Annotated in this window: 16 protein-coding genes; 5 read left to right on the forward strand and 11 right to left on the reverse strand. The window is 65.9% G+C overall.

Annotated features, from left to right (window positions below; all coding sequences use genetic code 11):
- The first annotated feature begins 2 nt into the window (after positions 1 to 2).
- Both JOE31_RS07540 and JOE31_RS07545 read left to right on the forward strand, forming a co-directional pair.
- Positions 3 to 1,283 carry a sugar MFS transporter gene (locus JOE31_RS07540; protein ID WP_209743038.1) on the forward strand — a complete coding sequence of 427 codons (1,281 nt, stop codon included), beginning with the start codon at positions 3 to 5 and terminating at the stop codon, positions 1,281 to 1,283.
- 35 nt (positions 1,284 to 1,318) lie between these two features.
- The gene (locus tag JOE31_RS07545) at positions 1,319 to 2,386 is read left to right on the forward strand and encodes a UDP-N-acetylmuramate dehydrogenase (RefSeq protein WP_209743040.1); all 1,068 of its coding nucleotides are present in this window, start codon (positions 1,319 to 1,321) and stop codon (positions 2,384 to 2,386) included.
- A 30-nt stretch (positions 2,387 to 2,416) separates the two neighbouring features.
- Here JOE31_RS07545 and JOE31_RS07550 read toward each other — a convergent pair whose 3' ends face one another.
- On the reverse strand, positions 2,417 to 2,908 hold the full coding sequence (locus tag JOE31_RS07550) for a hypothetical protein (RefSeq protein WP_209743042.1): 492 nt from the start codon (positions 2,906 to 2,908) through the stop codon (positions 2,417 to 2,419).
- Between the two features lie 117 nt (positions 2,909 to 3,025).
- On the opposite strand from JOE31_RS07550, the gene JOE31_RS07555 reads away from it, so the two are divergent.
- Complete coding sequence (locus tag JOE31_RS07555) at positions 3,026 to 4,138, forward strand: winged helix DNA-binding domain-containing protein (RefSeq protein ID WP_209743044.1); 1,113 nt, start codon at positions 3,026 to 3,028, stop codon at positions 4,136 to 4,138.
- 28 nt (positions 4,139 to 4,166) lie between these two features.
- Here JOE31_RS07555 and asd read toward each other — a convergent pair whose 3' ends face one another.
- The 10 genes from asd to JOE31_RS07605 all read right to left on the reverse strand — a co-directional run bounded on the left by asd (position 4,167) and on the right by JOE31_RS07605 (position 14,510).
- Positions 4,167 to 5,297, reverse strand: a complete 1,131-nt coding sequence (gene asd / locus JOE31_RS07560; protein WP_209743046.1) for an aspartate-semialdehyde dehydrogenase — start codon at positions 5,295 to 5,297, stop codon at positions 4,167 to 4,169.
- A gap of 136 nt (positions 5,298 to 5,433) precedes the next feature.
- A complete protein-coding gene (locus tag JOE31_RS07565; RefSeq protein WP_104171996.1) occupies positions 5,434 to 5,652 on the reverse strand; it encodes an NF038396 family protein in 219 nt (72 codons plus the stop codon).
- A gap of 4 nt (positions 5,653 to 5,656) precedes the next feature.
- Positions 5,657 to 6,241: a dihydrofolate reductase gene (locus JOE31_RS07570; protein WP_209743048.1), complete on the reverse strand. Its 585-nt coding sequence runs from the start codon at positions 6,239 to 6,241 to the stop codon at positions 5,657 to 5,659.
- On the reverse strand, positions 6,238 to 7,041 hold the full coding sequence (locus JOE31_RS07575; protein WP_209743050.1) for a thymidylate synthase: 804 nt from the start codon (positions 7,039 to 7,041) through the stop codon (positions 6,238 to 6,240). Before JOE31_RS07575 ends, JOE31_RS07570 begins: the two co-directional genes overlap by 4 nt.
- 9 nt (positions 7,042 to 7,050) lie before the next feature.
- Positions 7,051 to 7,440: a GntR family transcriptional regulator gene (locus tag JOE31_RS07580; protein ID WP_209743052.1), complete on the reverse strand. Its 390-nt coding sequence runs from the start codon at positions 7,438 to 7,440 to the stop codon at positions 7,051 to 7,053.
- Positions 7,437 to 9,089 carry a hypothetical protein gene (locus tag JOE31_RS07585; RefSeq protein WP_245199054.1) on the reverse strand — a complete coding sequence of 551 codons (1,653 nt, stop codon included), beginning with the start codon at positions 9,087 to 9,089 and terminating at the stop codon, positions 7,437 to 7,439. Before JOE31_RS07585 ends, JOE31_RS07580 begins: the two co-directional genes overlap by 4 nt.
- Before the next feature lie 102 nt (positions 9,090 to 9,191).
- Entirely contained in the window at positions 9,192 to 10,142 is a 951-nt protein-coding gene (locus JOE31_RS07590; RefSeq protein ID WP_209748237.1) for an NUDIX hydrolase, read from the reverse strand.
- 64 nt (positions 10,143 to 10,206) lie between these two features.
- Positions 10,207 to 12,456: an RNA degradosome polyphosphate kinase gene (locus JOE31_RS07595; protein ID WP_209743054.1), complete on the reverse strand. Its 2,250-nt coding sequence runs from the start codon at positions 12,454 to 12,456 to the stop codon at positions 10,207 to 10,209.
- Positions 12,457 to 12,559: 103 nt separating this feature from the next.
- Entirely contained in the window at positions 12,560 to 13,531 is a 972-nt protein-coding gene (mshD, locus tag JOE31_RS07600) for a mycothiol synthase (RefSeq protein ID WP_209743056.1), read from the reverse strand.
- 280 nt (positions 13,532 to 13,811) lie between these two features.
- Positions 13,812 to 14,510 (reverse strand): response regulator transcription factor, encoded by a 699-nt coding sequence (locus JOE31_RS07605; RefSeq protein ID WP_011692843.1) that lies wholly within the window; start codon positions 14,508 to 14,510, stop codon positions 13,812 to 13,814.
- 276 nt (positions 14,511 to 14,786) lie between these two features.
- Here JOE31_RS07605 and JOE31_RS07610 point away from each other — a divergent pair, with 276 nt between their 5' ends.
- Both JOE31_RS07610 and JOE31_RS07615 read left to right on the forward strand, forming a co-directional pair.
- A complete protein-coding gene (locus JOE31_RS07610) occupies positions 14,787 to 15,521 on the forward strand; it encodes a permease (protein ID WP_209743058.1) in 735 nt (244 codons plus the stop codon).
- 169 nt (positions 15,522 to 15,690) lie between these two features.
- Positions 15,691 to 16,305, forward strand: coding sequence for an FABP family protein (locus JOE31_RS07615; RefSeq protein ID WP_209743060.1), 615 nt, complete (start codon positions 15,691 to 15,693; stop codon positions 16,303 to 16,305).
- Positions 16,306 to 16,342: the final 37 nt, after the last annotated feature.

The raw sequence follows: 16,342 nt of genomic DNA on the forward strand, positions 1-16,342 counted from the left end.
CCGTGACCAAGGACGTCTTCAGACCGTCTGCCGAGATCACGCACTGGCGCAACGCCGTGGTGGTGGCCTACGGGGCAAGCGGACTCGCGTTTTCCACCTGGGTGTCCCGGCTCCCGGCCATCAGGGACGGCCTTGACCTGACCCCAGGCACGGTAGGACTTCTCCTTGTCTGCATGACGGCCGGCTCGTTTCTGTCCGTCTCCGCTTCGGGGCTGATCGTCCTCCGGCTGGGTTCCAAGCGGACCATCCGGATCGGCAGCATCATGGTGGGCGCCGGGCTGCTCCTGGCCGGATTCGGCACCTCGGTGCTGGCGAGCCCGGTGGCGGTTGCCGCCGGCCTGGCGGTCATCGGGCTCGGCACGGCCAGCTGGAACACCGCATCCAACGTCGAAGGTGCCGCAGTGGAACGCGCGGTCCGCCGGCACATCATGCCCCGGCTGCACGGCTCCTTCAGCCTGGGAACGGTTGCCGGAGCCGGGCTGGGCGCCTGGGCCGCGGGCGCCGGCATTCCCGTGTTCTGGCATCTTGCGGCGGGAGGGCTCGTGGTGGCCGGCTCGGTGGCAACCGCCGCCTCGTGGTTCCGTGCGGACATTACGCCGGTGCAGGGGGAACGACCCTTCAAGGCGTCCGGTACGGACACGTTCGAAGACCCGTCCACGGGCCCCATTCCCATCGTCCGGCAGACGGACGCCGTCCCGGAACAGCCGCTGGACAACAAACGCCTGATCGCCCAGGCCTGGCGCGACAAGCGCACGCTGCTGCTGGGCGTGCTGGTCCTCGGCCTTGCCCTCGCTGAAGGGGCAGCGGGCGACTGGGTGGCGCTGGCCCTGGCCGACGGCCACGGCCAGACGGATGCTGCCGGGGCGGCGGGCTACGGCCTGTTCGTCACTTTCATGACCATTGGCCGCTTTGCCGGAACCTTGGTCCTGGACCGCTTTGGCCGGGTGCCGGTGATGCGCTGGTGCGCCGCGCTGGCAGTGGCCGGCCTGGGGCTGTTCGTGTTCGCCCCGGTGCCATGGCTGGCGTTCGTGGCGCTGGCTGTCTGGGGCCTGGGCGCCTCGCTGGGATTCCCGGTTGGCATGTCCGCCGCGGCCGACGATCCGGTCAAGGCGGCCGCCCGCGTGTCCGTGGTGTCCACCATCGGGTACGGTGCGTTCCTGTGCGGTCCACCGCTGCTGGGGCTGCTGGCCGAACATGTCGGCATCCTCCACTCCCTCCTTGCCGTGATGGTGATGCTCGTGGTCAGCTTCCTGCTGTCCCCGGTGGCCCGGAAGCTTTCCTGATCCGGTCCGATGCCAATGACCGATAGGCTGGACAGGTGACCCAGACTTTGCTTTCCGACCTGACCACTGCCGCCGTCGGCGGTCCTGCCGGCAACTACATCGAGGCCCGCACGGAGGCGGAAATCATTGACGCCGTCCGCTCAGCGGACGCCGCCGGTGAGAAGCTGCTGATCATCGCGGGCGGGTCCAACCTGCTGATTTCCGACGACGGATACCCCGGCACCGTGCTCCGGATCGCCTCTGAGGGGTTCACGGTCAACTCCGAGGATTCCTGCGGCGGCGTCGCCGTGGTGGTCCAGGCAGGGCACAGCTGGGACGCCCTGGTGGAGCACGCCGTGCGCCACGCGTGGTCCGGGATCGAAGCGCTCTCCGGCATCCCGGGATCCACCGGAGCCACTCCTGTGCAGAACGTGGGCGCCTACGGCGCGGACGTCTCCCAGACCATTGCCGCGGTGCGGACCTGGGACCGGGAAAAGAACGCCGTCCGCACCTTCACGAATTCCGAGCTGAAGTTCGGCTACCGGGATTCGATCCTCAAACAGACCACTGTCCAGGGGTCCCCGCGCTTCGTTGTGCTCACGGTCGAGTTCCAGCTGCCGCTGGGCCGGATGAGCGCGCCCATCCGATATGCCGAGCTGGCGAAGTCCCTGGGCGTCGAACCGGGCGAAAGGGCGTACTCCAACGATGTGCGCCGTGAGGTCCTGCGGCTCCGTGCCTCCAAGGGCATGGTCCTGGACCCGGAGGACCGGGACACCTATTCCACAGGATCCTTCTTCACGAACCCGATTGTCCCCGCGGAGGCGGCAGGGCGGCTCCCCGAAAACGCTCCCCGCTACCCGGCCGGGGCGGACGGCCTCGTCAAGCTGTCCGCCGCCTGGCTGATCGACCATGCCGGCTTCGGTAAGGGATACGGGCTGGAGGACGGGAGTGTCTCCGGCGGACGGGCGTCGCTGTCCACCAAGCACACGCTGGCCATCACCAACCGTGGTGCAGCTAGTGCGGCAGACATGGTGGCCGTGGCGCGCGAGGTGAGGCGCGGCGTCGTCGAGCGTTTTGGCATTGAACTACACCCGGAGCCGCTGCTGATCGGCGTCGAGCTCTAGCCGCTCAGCTGACCCGGCACGCTCCGGACGTCAGTTCCGGCGGTGCCGCGGGGTGACTTTGCTGAACAGCATAAAAGTGAACCCGGAAGCCGCTGCACCCAGCAGGAAAACCTGGCAAAAGGCCACGGACTGTGCGCTGGGGCCGTTGCGCAGGACCAGCCCGGCACAGGCGAACACCACGGCTCCAGCCAGCAGCGCGAAGGCGGCCAGCAGGAAGCTCCTGATGGTGGGCGGCATGTCGCCGCCCGGATCCTGGGCAGCACCGTTGGCGTCATGGTTAACAGCCCGCCAGCCGCGGTGTCGGGGCTGCAGCAGGGAGGCGGCGACGAAACTGATGACCGCCACCCCCATGCTGACCGCCGAAAAGAACTGCAGGGCCTCCACGGTGGGCGAGAGGCTCGTTCCGCCGGCGACCGCGATGGAGAGCCCTGCGGCCATTCCGGCAGCACTTGTGGCCCAGCCCAGCAGGGCAAGGGCCCGGCACAGGGGCCGCAGGTGCGGCCAGAGCTCTCCAATAGTCATCCAACAAGCGTAGGGACCCCGGCTGTAAATCGGCTGGGAGCATGCCGTGCACTCCCCGTACAGGACTGGCCGGGACTGCGGACGTGCGTTGTCAGGGGTGCGACCTACGATGGGGGTATGCGAACAGGCGCACGGACCCGGGTCACCCGGCACGTCATCGGACGGCTGCGCCTCGCCGCACAGGCGCTGCTGGCGCCGGCGTTCGATTCTGCACCGGACGCCGTGCGGTGGATGACCGCCATGCAGGCCCAGGACATGCAGGCGGCACTCTGGGCCGTGGGGCTGAGGGTCCGCAACGCCGGGATTGACACCGTCCGGTCCGCGCTGGATAAAGGGCTCGTTGTCCGCTCATGGCCCATGCGCGGGACGCTGCACCTGCTGGCTCCGGAGGATCTGCGCTGGATCCTGGACATCACGGCGGACCGCTTGATCCAGGGAATGAGCGGCCGCCACCGGGAGCTGGAGATTGATGCCCGGGACGTGGACGCTGCCCGTGATGCGGCCCTGGAACTGGTCTCTGGCGGCGGATCGGCCACGCGCCAGCAGCTCTTTCAGGCCTTTGAAGCCGCTGGGCAGTCCACCGCCGGCCAGCGTGGCATCCACCTGCTGGGGGTTTTGTGTCAGCGGGCCTGGCTTGTGCAGGGGCCGCTAGCGGGGAACCAGCAGCTCGTCAAGGCGTTCGACGAGTGGATCCCGAAGTCCCGCGAGCTGGACCGCGCGGAGGGCATCGCCGAGCTGGTGCTGAGGTACATGATCAGCCACGGGCCTGCGACGGAACGTGACTTTGCGTGGTGGTCCGGCACACGTGTCACGGAGGTCCGCAGCGCCCTGGCCCGGGTGAAGGACCAGCTCGTTGAGCTGGAGTTCGAAGGAACCAGCTACTGGATGTCTCCGGCCACCGCGGCACTGCTCGACGACGGCGTGCCCGGCCAGCGCTCCGTGTTGGTCCTGCCGGGCTTCGATGAGTTCGTGCTGGGATACACCGACCGGTCCCTGGTGCTTCCGCCCGAGCACGCCCAGAAGGTGGTCCCCGGCGGCAACGGGATGTTCAAGAAGACCATCGTGGCTGGCGGCGAAGTGGTCGGCACCTGGGCACTCAAAGGCACCGGGCGGACGGCCGCCGTCGTGCCCGAACCGTTCGACTCCGTTAACGGACTGCGGCCTGCAGCCCAAAAGTCATTTGAGCTGCAGGCCGCGAGGTACCTGAAATTCCTCGGCCAAGCGCCGTAGCGCACCGTGCAGGGAACGGGGGAGGTCCTTAGAGGGTCCCGGTGGCGATGTTGAGCATGCGGCGCAGCGGCTCGGCGGCGCCCCAGAGGAGCTGGTCGCCCACGGTGAAGGCGCTGATATATTCCGGGCCCATTTCGAGCTTGCGGATACGGCCCACCGGGATGTCCAGCGTGCCGGAGGCGGCCACCGGGGTCAGGCTCGCCATGGAGTCTTCCTTGGTGTTCGGCACCACCTTGGCCCACTCGTTGTCCTCGGCCAGGAGCTTCTCGATCTCGGCCACTGCGAGGTCTTCGCGGAGCTTGAGGGTGAGGGCCTGGGAGTGCGAACGCATGGCGCCGATCCGGATGCACAGGCCGTCCATGATGATGTGGTTTTCGCCGGCGGTGCCGAGGATCTTATTGGTCTCCACCCCAGCCTTCCACTCTTCCTTGGACTGACCGTTGCCCAGGTCCGCGTCGATCCAGGGGATCAGCGAGCCGGCCAGCGGGACGCCGAACTGCGTCGCGTCGATGTCGGTGCGCTGGTGTGCCAGGACCTTGCGGTCGATTTCCAGGATGGCCGACGCCGGGTCGTCCAGTTCCGAGCTGACCTCGGCGTTGAGGGTGCCGAACTGGCTGAGCAGCTCGCGCATGTGGCGGGCGCCGCCGCCGGAGGCAGCCTGGTAAGTCATGGAGGTGCCCCACTCGACGAGGCCGTTCTTGAAGAGGCCGCCGAGGCCCATCAGCATGCAGGACACGGTGCAGTTGCCGCCGATGAAGTCCTTGGTGCCGTTTGCGAGGCCCTTGTCGATGACGTCGCGGTTGATGGGGTCCAGCACGATGATCGAGTCATCGTTCATGCGCAGGGTGGAAGCAGCGTCGATCCAGAGACCGTCCCAGCCGCGGCTGCGCAGCTCGCCGTGGACCTGCTTCGTGTAGTCGCCGCCCTGGGCGGTGACAATAATTGGCAGCTTAGCCAGCGTGTCGACGTCGAACGCGTCCTCGAGCTTGCCTGCACCTTCTGCAAAGGAAGGCGCGGCACCTCCGGCGTTGGACGTGGAGAAGAACACCGGGTTGATGTTGGCGAAGTCGCCTTCATCCTGCATGCGCTGCATCAGGACGGAGCCGACCATGCCGCGCCATCCGACGAGGCCGACAGAGGGGGTAGCTGCTGTAGTCATTCGACCAGTTTAGACTTCGGAACCGGCACGGCGCAGTCGGTTACGTCACGCCCGGGATGCAGTGCCTGCGGAGGCGCGCTGCCGTGCGCTTTTTGAAGTAGGAGGCCCGGGCTATGGGAACGAACCGCCTGAGCCGCTACTCGGCGTCGTGCTGTTCGAGCACCGCGGCCTTGCGGAGGCGCAGCGCGTAGACGGCACCGAACGCGAATGCCTGCGTCACCACCACGAGCACGATCGCACCGGCGATCTTGTTGCCGCCGAGGATCATGGTCAGGCCGACGATTGCGGAGAGAAGGGCCAGCAGCGGGAGCAGCATGTAGCCCAGGACAAAGAGTGTTTCCGGCTTCTTCAGCATGGTCCTAGGCCTCCGTCCGGCGCCACATGGTAAAGCGGTACCGGGTACCGGTGGCCGACGTCAGCCAGCCGCTGGCCGGCTCGCTGGCAGCCAGCTTCCATTCGTAGCCGAGCTCGGGTGCGTAGGTGTCGCCGTCGGTCTCGGAATCGATGAACGTCACCACCGCGACATCGGCGATGTCCAGGGTCTGCGCGAAGATTTCGCCGCCGCCGAGCACCCATACGGTTTCATGGCCGGGCGCGAACTGTGATTCCAGCAGCGCGTCGTCAAGCGACTTCACCGCAATGGCGCCCTGACCCTCGGGAGTGTCGCCCCAGCCTTCCTGGCGCGTCACCACAATGTTGCTGCGACCGGGCAGCGGCCGGTACTTGTCCGGGAACGAGAGCCAGGTTTTGCGTCCCATGATCACCGGGTGCCCGGTGGTGAGCCGGGTGAAATGCTTCATGTCCTCGGGCAGGTGCCACGGCATGTCGCCGTCCTTGCCGATCACGCCCGCCGTGGTCTGGGCCCAGACGAGCCCCACTCCGGTGGTTCCGTCGGCAATTTTTTCAGTGAAGGCCAGGGGGTCCATGGCGTTGTCGGTGCTCATACTGCGATCGGCGCCTTAATCGTAGGGTGGTGCTGGTACCCGACCACTTCAAAGTCGTCCAGCGTGTAGTCAAAAATGGAGTCCGGCTTGCGGAGGATTCTCAGCTGCGGGTATGCGTACGGCTCCCGTTTGAGCTGCTTGAGCACCTGGTCCATGTGGTTGTCGTAAATGTGCACGTCGCCGCCGGTCCAGACGAACTCACCGGGCTCCAGGCCCACCTGCTGGGCCAGCATGCAGGTCAGCAGCGCATAGGAGGCGATGTTGAACGGGACGCCCAGGAAGGTGTCCGCCGAGCGCTGGTACAACTGGCAGGACAGCTTGCCGTCCGCAACGTAGAACTGGAAGAACGCGTGGCACGGCGGCAGGGCCATGTCCTGAAGCTCAGCCACGTTCCAGGCGGACACGATGTGCCGGCGCGAGTCCGGGTTGGACTTGAGGTTCTCCACCAGCTCGGCGATCTGGTCGATGTGGCCGCCGTCGGGCGTCGGCCAGCTGCGCCACTGCACACCGTAAACGGGACCCAGTTCGCCGTCGGCATCGGCCCATTCGTTCCAGATCGTGACGCCCTGGTCCTGCATCCATTTCACGTTGGTTTCACCGCGCAGGAACCATAGAAGTTCAACCGCTACCGACTTGAAATGAACGCGCTTGGTGGTGATCAGCGGAAAGCTTTGGCTGAGGTCAAAGCGCATCTGCCGCCCGAACACGCTGAGCGTGCCGGTGCCGGTGCGGTCAGATTTGTGCGTGCCGTTGGCAAGGACGTCACGCAGGAGGTCTTCATAGGGCGTTGGAATGCTCACGGTCCCAGTCTACTGAGGATGGCCAAGCCGGAGGCGCAGTATGTCCTGGAGCGTGCCGTCGTCCAGGCCCGCGGCGCGGCCTTCAGCGATGTAACGGTCGACGGCGGCGGTCAGGTCCGCGGGTATGGAGCCGCCCGCCGGGCGTACGGAGCCGGGCATGCCGACGACGACGGTCCCGTTTCGCCGCCGTGTTTCAATCAGGCCCGCCTGCTCGAGTTCCTTGTAAGCGCGCGCCACCGTCCCCGCTGCGATGCCCAGGTCCGCCGCCAGGCTGCGGACAGTGGGCAGCCGGGTTCCGGAAGCCAGCGAGCCGACAGCGATCAACGAGGAAATCTGGGTGCGGATCTGCTCATAGGGCGGCACGGCCGACCGCAGGTCAACGGCAATCCCCGCCGTCATGTGACGTGGTCCTTGCGGGGCAGGGGAGCGGGCCGGGAAGGGGAGCCCGGGAAGGTCCGCACCGGCACCAGGGCGGTGACGATCGCGCCGCACGCCAAAAGCGTGCCCGCAAGGGAGGCGGGCCACCACGGGACGGACGGCAGGAACGCCACCCCGAAGACAGCGGCCCACGCCTGGCTGTTCATCAGCAGCACCATCGCCGCCTGCGCCATGAGCATGGCCGAAAGCGTGCGCGCCACCCGGTGCACGGTGATGGCGCGGAGGGCAGCATCGAGGCCGCCGGGAGCGCCGGGAATGCCGTGCCGCAGGCGGGCTGCAAAAAAGGCCGGAAGCGCCAGGCCCGCGCCGACGCCGCTGAGGACGGCGGCAGGAATCCACCCCCCGTCCCTGCCAATCAGCGAGTTCCCGGTGGCTGAGACCACAAGAGTTGCGACGAAGACGAACAGCGCCAGGATCAGTGTGGTGAGGAGGGCCGGCCCCACCGGCTGCCGTGGCCACGTCCGCGGTTCATCCTGACTCGTGTAGTTGCGCTGCAGCAACAGCTCGCCGGCGGCGAGGACCAGAAGCATCAGCCCCGCAACCACTGTTATGAAAACCGCCGGCCCGGACGGCCCCGCCGCGATGATGGCCGGGACCAGGAACGCTCCCGCAAGCACCGGCAGGGCTGCGGCGGCGCCGAGTCCGGCGCCGACCGAAACCACAAGCCTGGTTGCCGGGTGCGGTCCGGCGCCGAAGTGCCCGGGCTTCGCGTTCCGGAGGCTGGCAGCCGTTGCGGTTCCCGTCAGTTTTGGCGGCGACCAGACCAGCATGGCCAGCAGAACCGCCATGCCCGCAAAGGCCGCGAAATTGGTCCACGACGTGCTGCCCGCAGCCGGCTCCGGACGGGCCACATAGTTACCCGCGATGACGGCGAGGCCCGACGCCATCGTGGCGACCGTGCGCAGCAACCTGTTCATGGCGATGGTTCGCAGAAGCGAATTGTCGTGGTCCGTCAGCTGCTCGAGCTGCCGTCGGCGGCAGATCAGCAGCAGCACCAGCCAAGTGCCCGCAGCCAGGACAACCAGCGCGGATCCCAGCCAACCGGCCAGTTCGGTGCCGGGGATGCGCCCGTCGCCGCCGATGGTCCGATAGCCCTGCGGATCCTCCCGGACCGACCCGTACGCAATGGCTTCGAAGCCCGTGAGCGTCGCCGTCCAGCCAATGTAAGCGGCGGTGCCCGTGAAAATGGCCAGCGTTGTCCAGGCCAGCGGCCGCGGCAGGAAATCATGGATATTCCGGACATGGAGGCTGGCCTTGCGGCGGGGGCGTTGAGGCCGCGGATAGCTGAGCTGGCCCAGTGCGTGGATCCCGAGGGTTCCGAGGATGGGCCAGGCCAGTGCCGGGATGATGCTGTCCGGGGTGACCAGGAAAGGGCCGATGACGGGGCTGGTGGTTCTACCGGCCGGGATGATGCCGATATTCGTGGCCCCCTGGAGGGAGCTTGCCATCCAGCCGATGACGCCCACCCAGAGCGCGTGCTGCGAAACAGTTTCGGGCGAGGCGCCCATCCTCGGTTCCCACACCACCCACCTCAGGATGAGGTAGAGAACGACGGCGGCGACCAGCGGTCCCAGCAGCAGCATTGGCGGCAGTTCGAATTGGACCGGCATAATCCCCCCAGATTTTGCATCAATGTACTGAGTATTTGATACAAAGGCCTACGGGTCAAGCGGGCTCGTGGCCTGACGCACGGAGAGGCCGGGGAGGCCCTTCTAGTCGTCGAAAGGCCTGAACTGTTCCACGGCGACAATTTTGTGGTTATTGCCGCGGGCTACGTGGCACACAATGATCTCTCCCGGGGCCAGGTAGGGGTCGGAGGATGGCAGCAGGGCACGCAGCCGGCCGTTCATGTGCTCACCCAGCTGCGAGATCACCGTGGGCAAGGCCGGCCGGTGGGTGCACAGGGCAATGGCGCGTTGCTTGTCGAAGAGTGCTTCCACAACGGCTGCGGTCTTCTTCGGGCTCCGGGCATGGCGGTGTTCGGTCAGGGCGTCGTGCAGTTTTACTTTCGCGTCGGCGGACTTGGCGTACGGCGCAATGGTGGCGACACAGCGCTGCCACGGGCTTGAGTGCACGCGGAGGGGCTTCCACACGTGAAGCAGCCGTCGGACAGCCTGGGCCTGCCGCAAACCTGTAGCCGCGAGCGGACGGTCCCCTTCCGCCTTGGTCCAGGAGGAGCGGGGCTTGGCCTTGGCGTGGCGCACCACCAGCAGCGGCCACGTATCCAGTTCCTTGCGTGCGTGGGCTGCCACCAGGTGCTCAAGCGGCGCAATATCACCGGGGTTGCTCAGCAGGGCCGCGGCCTTTTCCGGTGAACACCACATCACGCTGTCCACTTCCTTGCCGTCCGGGCGCAGCACGGCACCGTCCACGTCCACGGCCCAGTAATGGACTACCTTCAGGCCGGCGGACACGTGGTAGTGGATCGGAGGAAGGGGAATGCCGAGGGTGGCCTTGAGCCCGATCTCCTCTTCGATCTCACGGACGGCGCACTCCGGAATGGTCTCGCCGGCGTCGATCTTTCCTTTCGGCCACGACCAGTCGTCATAGCTTGGACGGTGGATCAGCAGGACCTCGAGCTTGTCCTTGCTGACGCGCCACGGCAGGGCGCCCGCAGCGGTGACCGCTACAGGTTCCCCGGGATGGTCGGTCTGGTCCGCAATAAGCGAATCGTTCGCCGAGTCATTGACGGCATCGCTTTTCGCATCACTTTTCGAGGCCAGGGTCCTACCGCCTAATCGTCGGGCGCTGGCGGGAACGCGAAGCGAGCAGCCATGACTGGACGTCCTCCAGCGGCTTGCCGTCGTCACCGATGTGGTGCCTGGTCCATTCACCCTGGCTGTCCAGGTGCCAGCTGGACGTTGCCGGGTCCATGTAGCGGCGGAGCATGTCCAGCACGTAGGACGTGTCGTCGCCGCTGGTCAGCTGGACCAGCGCTTCCACCCGCCGGTCAAGGTTACGGTGCATCATGTCGGCGGAGCCGATATAGACCACGGGGTCCCCGCCGTTGGCGAAGGCAAACACGCGCGAGTGCTCCAGGAAACGTCCCAGTACGGAACGCACCGTGATGTTTTCGCTGAGCCCGGGGATGCCGGGGCGCAGTGAACAGATGCCGCGGACTATTACGTCCACGTTCACGCCGGCCTGTGATGCACGGTAGAGCGAATCGATGATTGCCTCGTCCACCATGGAGTTGACCTTGATCTGCACCCTGGCCGAAATGCCTGCCTTGGCGTTGCGGATTTCCTTCTCGATGCGGTCAATGAGCCCGGAACGCACCGAACGGGGCGCCACTAGAAGTCGCTTGAAAGTGGATTTCGGAGCGTAGCCGGAGAGCTGGTTGAAGAGCCTGGAAAGGTCCTCGCCCACCTGCTCGTTGGCCGTCAGCAGCCCGAGGTCCTCGTAGTAGCGGGCCGTGCGCGGGTGGTAGTTGCCGGTGCCGATGTGGCAGTAGCGCCGCAGCCCGTCCACTTCCTGGCGGACCACGAGGGAGAGCTTGCAGTGGGTCTTCAGGCCCACGATGCCGTACACAACATGCACGCCGGCCTGTTCCAGTTTCCGTGCCCAGGAAATGTTGGCCTGTTCATCGAACCGGGCCTTGATCTCCACCAGGGCCAGCACCTGCTTGCCTGCCTCTGCCGCATCAATGAGGGCATCGACGATGGGGGAGTCGCCCGAAGTGCGGTACAGCGTCTGCTTGATGGCCTGCACCTTGGGGTCCGCCGCTGCCTGCTCCAGGAAGGCCTGGACGGACGTGGAGAACGAATCGTACGGGTGGTGCAGCAGGATGTCCCGCCGGCGCATGGCCGCGAACACGTTGGCTGCCTTCGACGTCTCCGATTCGTTCAGGTACCGCGAGGTGTGCGGAACGTGCTTCGGGTAATGCAGGTCCGCGCGGTCGATCCCGGCAATGACGGACAGGCCGCGGAGGTCCAACGGTGCAGGTACGGAGTAGACCTCGGACTCCTCCACGCCCAGTTCGCGGATCAGCAGCGCCCGGATGTTCGGGTTGATGTCGTTGGTGACTTCGAGTCGCACCGGCGGGCCGAACCGGCGGCGCAGCAGTTCCTTTTCGAGCGCCTGCAGCAGGTTCTCGGCGTCGTCCTCTTCCACCTCAACGTCCTCGTTGCGGGTGACGCGGAACGTGTGGTGCTCCAGGACCTCCATGCCGGCGAACAGCTGGTCCAGGTGGACGGCGATGACTTCTTCCAGTGCGATGAACCGGGCCACCCGGCCGGGGACCGAGCCGGCACGCGGGCCGTCAATGGATATGAGGCGGGGCAGCTGGTCCGGAACTTTGACGCGGGCGAACAGTTCCTTGTCGCTGACGGGGTTGCGGACCACCACGGCCAGGTTGAGCGACAGTCCCGAAATGTAGGGGAACGGGTGGGCGGGATCCACTGCCAGCGGGGTCAGGATGGGGAAGACCTTTTCCGCGAACATGGCGCTGAGCTGGTCCTTGGCCTGGTCGTCAAGCTCATCCCAGTGCATGAGGTGGATGTGCTCATACGCCAGGGCCGGCCGGATCTGTTCGGCATAGACCCGGGCGTGGCGCTGCGCAAGGCGGTGGGCGGCTTCGCCGATCTGGTCCAGAACCTGCATGGGGCTCAGTCCTGCCGGCGACGGGACGGCCAGCCCGGTGGCGATCCGGCGCTTCAGGCCGGCCACGCGGACCATGAAGAACTCGTCCAGGTTGGAGGCAAAGATGGACAGGAAGCTGACACGCTCCAGCAGGTGCAGGGTGGGGTCCTCGGCAAGTTCCAGCACCCGGGAGTTGAAAGCCAGCCAGCTCAATTCACGGTCCAGGAACCGGTCCGGGCTGATGTCTCCCTCGGGCTCAAGATTGGGTGCGAACTCGGGAATGTCGATCCGGTCCTGCGTGGCACGGGAAGCAGGGACCTCGGAGGACCCGAAGCGGGCGCGCACCGGAAGCACCTTGGCCTCAGACGTGGCGATTCCGGCTGATTCCGGTTGCATGGTCACTCCTTTTGCTGGCGCGGTTTACCTTCAACCTTACAAGCATTCGATTCAGGGGATACGCAGATTTCCTGAACCGCGGCGCATGCGTCTGCCGATTGGATTAACCGCCGTTTTTGGGTCCGTACATCACGTCCGCATCCCACCGCGTGAAGCCGAGCCGGCGGTACAGCGCAACGGCCGGCGTATTGTCCGCATCCGTGTAGAGCATGACCGCGTGAAGGCCCTTGTTCTGCAGGTATTTGATGCCGGCCACGGTGAGGGCCTTGCCCAGTCCCATGCCCTGGGCTTCGGGGGTCACACCCACCACATAGACCTCACCGATGGCGGGATGGCCGCCGTGGCCAGGGTGCACCTTGGTCCAGTGGAAGCCGAGGATCCGGCCGGACGGGTCGACGGCGAGGAGGAAGCCGGCGGCGTCGAACCAGTCCTCAGCCATCCGGGCGTCCAGATCCTGCCGCGTCATGTTGCCTTGCTCCGGATGGTGGCTGAAGGCGGCCTTGTTGGCTGCCAGCCAGGCCTCCTCGTCCTGCCCGGGGACGAAGGCCCGCAGGCTCACGTTGTCCGGGAGGGCGGCGTCGGGCAGTTCAGCGTCAGACGCTGTGAGCCGCATCTTCCACAACTCGCGGATGGGGGCGTAACCGTACTTGGCCGCAAGGTCCGCTGCTGCCTCGTGGTTTCCGTGGGACCACGCCTTGAGCCCGTCGAAACCCCGTGATGCCTTGAGCGTGGCAACCAGCCTGTCGGCTACGCCCTGGTTCCGGTAGCTCGGATGCACCGCCACCTCCAGCACACCTGTACCGTCCGCTTCCTCCACCACCACTGCGAAGCCGGCGAGGTCCTGGGCGGTGGCGGGATCCGAATCTTCATCGGGCGCATAGAGCGCCAGGGTCAGGAGTGAGTGGCTTCCCGACTCGCCTGCGCGAAGGGTCACAAAAGTCTGCTCGGACAGGGGAGGGTTTCCGTCAGACTCTTCGGCGGCCGTGGCGAGGGCTGTGAAATCCCTGAGCAGTTCATCGTCCACTCCGCCTTTGATGACGAGTACGGGCCAGTTCTCGGGATGTGCAGGACTCATGGTGTACAGGCTATACGGCCCGTCCGGCTGACGGCGGGATTCGGGTCGATTTGATGCGGCCGGATCCGGCACGTATAGTCATTACCTGTTCCGGCTTCCTGAAGCGGGAACTGAGGGGGATCCACCACTGGGGTGGCCTCGATACGTTCGACCCGTATGTCCTCCACTGCAGGCCTCTAAGCCAACGAAGAAGCCCCGGACCATTGGTCCGGGGCTTCTTCGTTGCGTTGAGTTTGCGGGAGCGGCTCGCGCCGCCGGCAGCTGCAGCCGCTGCGGAAGGCTATGCCTCCGTCAGCTCCTCCTCGGGCTGCCGCACGAGGGTCAGGCGGTAGCCTACGTTGCGTACCGTGCTGATCAGGTTTTCGTGGTCGGCGCCGAGCTTGGCCCGCAGCCGCCGGACGTGGACGTCCACGGTGCGGGTGCCGCCGTAGTAGTCATAGCCCCACACCTCCGTGAGGAGCTGCTGCCGGGTGAACACCCGGCCGGGGTGCTGCGCCAGGTACTTCAGGAGTTCGAATTCCTTGAACGTCAGGTTCAGGGGAGCGCCGTTGACCCTGGCCGTATAGCTTGCTTCGTCGATGACGACGCCGGCGGCGCGGATTTCGGTGGGAAGATCCTCTTTCTCCGGGACGGCCCGCGCGACAGAGAGCCGGATCCGTGCTTCGACTTCAGCCGGACCCGCGGAGTCCAGCAGGATGTCGTCCACTGCCCAGGCCGAGGAGACGGCTGCCATGCCGCCTTCTGTGAGGATCAGCATCAATGGTGCACTGAGCCCGGTGGCCTTGAGCAATTGGGTGAGGGACCGCGCACCGACCAGGTCTTTGCGGGCATCCAGCAGGACGACGTCGCAGGGGTCGGTTTCCAGCAGGGCGGTGGGCTCGGCCGGGAGGATATGAACGCGGTGGTTGAGCAATTCCAAGGCAGGCAGAATGTCCACCGATGATCCGGTGCTGTTCGTCAGTAGCAGGATGTGCGACATTGTTCCTCCAAGGGGCTGTCCGCGCATCTTTGGGCGTCTGAACCGGGCTTTCACCGGCCGGTACTGGCTGCCCGCGTCGGTCGTGGCCGGCCGGAAATCCGGCCGGGCCCGCATCCTCCGAAGGAAGCGTAGCTGAGCTTTGAGTATACCCAATTGCCCCTTAACAGACACTGATCAGGCCTGTTTCAATTCGCGTTTTGCGACATAAGCAGGTCACATAAGGCAGGATTGGACGCAGCGAAGAAGATGTCAGCAGAGAGTGAGCGCGGGTAAACAGTGAAGCCGTGGACCATCGGAACCATCGGGCTGGCCGGGCTTGCTGTCTTTATCGGCGGCGCTTACACCTCCCCTGAAGTGCTGCTTGGTGTCGCCATACTCGTAGCCCTGGCCGTCGGAGTCGGTTGGCCCCACTTCCTGGACATCCCCGCCAAGAAGACCCTCGCAGCAATTATCGGACTGCCCGGAGCGGGCTCGGCTGTGGCAGCCACCTATGTCCCGGCGCCCGGTTTCCTCGACTGGACCCCGGCGTTTATTGCGGCAGGCGTGATGGCTGTTTTCCTGATGCAGCTGCTTCGCGGCACGGGCCAGGCGCAGCGGCTGGAATCCACGCTGGGTTCTAGCGCAGGTGTGCTGCTGTCCTGTCTTGGTGCAGGGTGGATTGCGGCTTCGAGGTTCAACGGCGTCAAGGAAATGCTGCTCGTGGCCGGCATCAGTGCCGCCTTTGCCCTGCTGGCCGGGCTCATCCGCTGGCCGGACCGGATTGTGGCGCCGCTGGGCATTGTGCTGGCCGGCCTCACTGCTCCGCTGGCAGGCCTGATCTTCTCAAACATCGCCGTAATACCCGCCGCCGTGGTGGGCGTTACGGTAGGCGCAGTTCTCGTCAGCCTGCGCAGGCTGGTTATACTCCGCGGGGACCGGATTAACTTTCCGGCCGCCCTGGGCATGGGCCTTGCACCCGTGGCAGCGGTGGGTTCGCTCGCGTACTTCATAGACAAACTACTCATCTACTAACGCGTTAGGATGGCATCATGTCCGTACTTGCATTTGAGATTTTCTTCCTTGTCCTGCTTGGCATTGCCAGCCTTTCCATGGCATGGTTCGCTGGGTTCGTGGTTTACCGCCTCTTCAAGGGCCAGAAGTAATACCAGTCCAGAGCTAGTTGTCTGCGGAGGTAGTTACTGTGCCGATTGAAATTCCTACAGACCTCACGCCCGAGCTCGTCCCGTTGTCCTGGCTCATTGGTGAGTGGGAGGGCAGCGGACGCCTGGGCGCCGGCGAGGAAGATTCCGAGCATTTCTCCCAGCATGTGTCCTTCACGCACAACGGCCTGCCGTACCTCCAGTACCGCGCCGAGAGCTGGCTGACCGACGATGAGGGCACCAGGCTGCGCCCGCTGACGGTGGAGACCGGCTTCTGGGCGTTGGAGCGGAAGCAGCGGGAGGAGGACGGCGGTCCGGGGCTGATCCCGGCCGACATCGTTCCGGTGCTGAAAAGCGCCGACGAAGTCGAAGCGTTGCGCAACAGCGACGGCGGCTTCGACATCTCCGTTTCCATCTCCCATCCCGGCGGCATCTCCGAGCTGTACTACGGCCAGATCAAGGGCCCCCAGATCCAGCTGAGCACCGACATGGTCATGCGTGGGAGCCACTCCAAGGAGTACACGGCGGCAACCCGGATCTTCGGTCTGGTGGACGGGAAGCTGCTCTGGCGGTGGGACGTGGCGAGCGGGGCGGGCGCCACTCAGGGCGGCGGCCTGGAAGCCCACGCTTCGGCCATCCTCAGCAAGATTTCCTAGGCCGGCCGGACTCTGACACCCCGGCCGGCAGGCCTCA

The sequence above is a fragment of the Arthrobacter sp. PvP023 genome (assembly GCF_017832975.1).
Lineage (GTDB): Bacteria > Actinomycetota > Actinomycetes > Actinomycetales > Micrococcaceae > Arthrobacter.

Bases quoted from the DNA above. Each gene is read 5' to 3' on its own strand.
- JOE31_RS07550 (WP_209743042.1), bottom strand. From the start codon at position 2,908: ATGACTATTGGAGAGCTCTGGCCGCACCTGCGGCCCCTGTGCCGGGCC.
- JOE31_RS07555 (WP_209743044.1), top strand. From the start codon at position 3,026: ATGCGAACAGGCGCACGGACCCGGGTCACCCGGCACGTCATCGGACGG.
- asd (WP_209743046.1), bottom strand. From the start codon at position 5,297: ATGACTACAGCAGCTACCCCCTCTGTCGGCCTCGTCGGATGGCGCGGC.
- JOE31_RS07565 (WP_104171996.1), bottom strand. From the start codon at position 5,652: ATGCTGAAGAAGCCGGAAACACTCTTTGTCCTGGGCTACATGCTGCTC.
- JOE31_RS07570 (WP_209743048.1), bottom strand. From the start codon at position 6,241: ATGAGCACCGACAACGCCATGGACCCCCTGGCCTTCACTGAAAAAATT.
- JOE31_RS07580 (WP_209743052.1), bottom strand. From the start codon at position 7,440: ATGACGGCGGGGATTGCCGTTGACCTGCGGTCGGCCGTGCCGCCCTAT.
- JOE31_RS07585 (WP_245199054.1), bottom strand. From the start codon at position 9,089: ATGCCGGTCCAATTCGAACTGCCGCCAATGCTGCTGCTGGGACCGCTG.
- JOE31_RS07595 (WP_209743054.1), bottom strand. From the start codon at position 12,456: ATGCAACCGGAATCAGCCGGAATCGCCACGTCTGAGGCCAAGGTGCTT.
- mshD (WP_209743056.1), bottom strand. From the start codon at position 13,531: ATGAGTCCTGCACATCCCGAGAACTGGCCCGTACTCGTCATCAAAGGC.
- JOE31_RS07605 (WP_011692843.1), bottom strand. From the start codon at position 14,510: ATGTCGCACATCCTGCTACTGACGAACAGCACCGGATCATCGGTGGAC.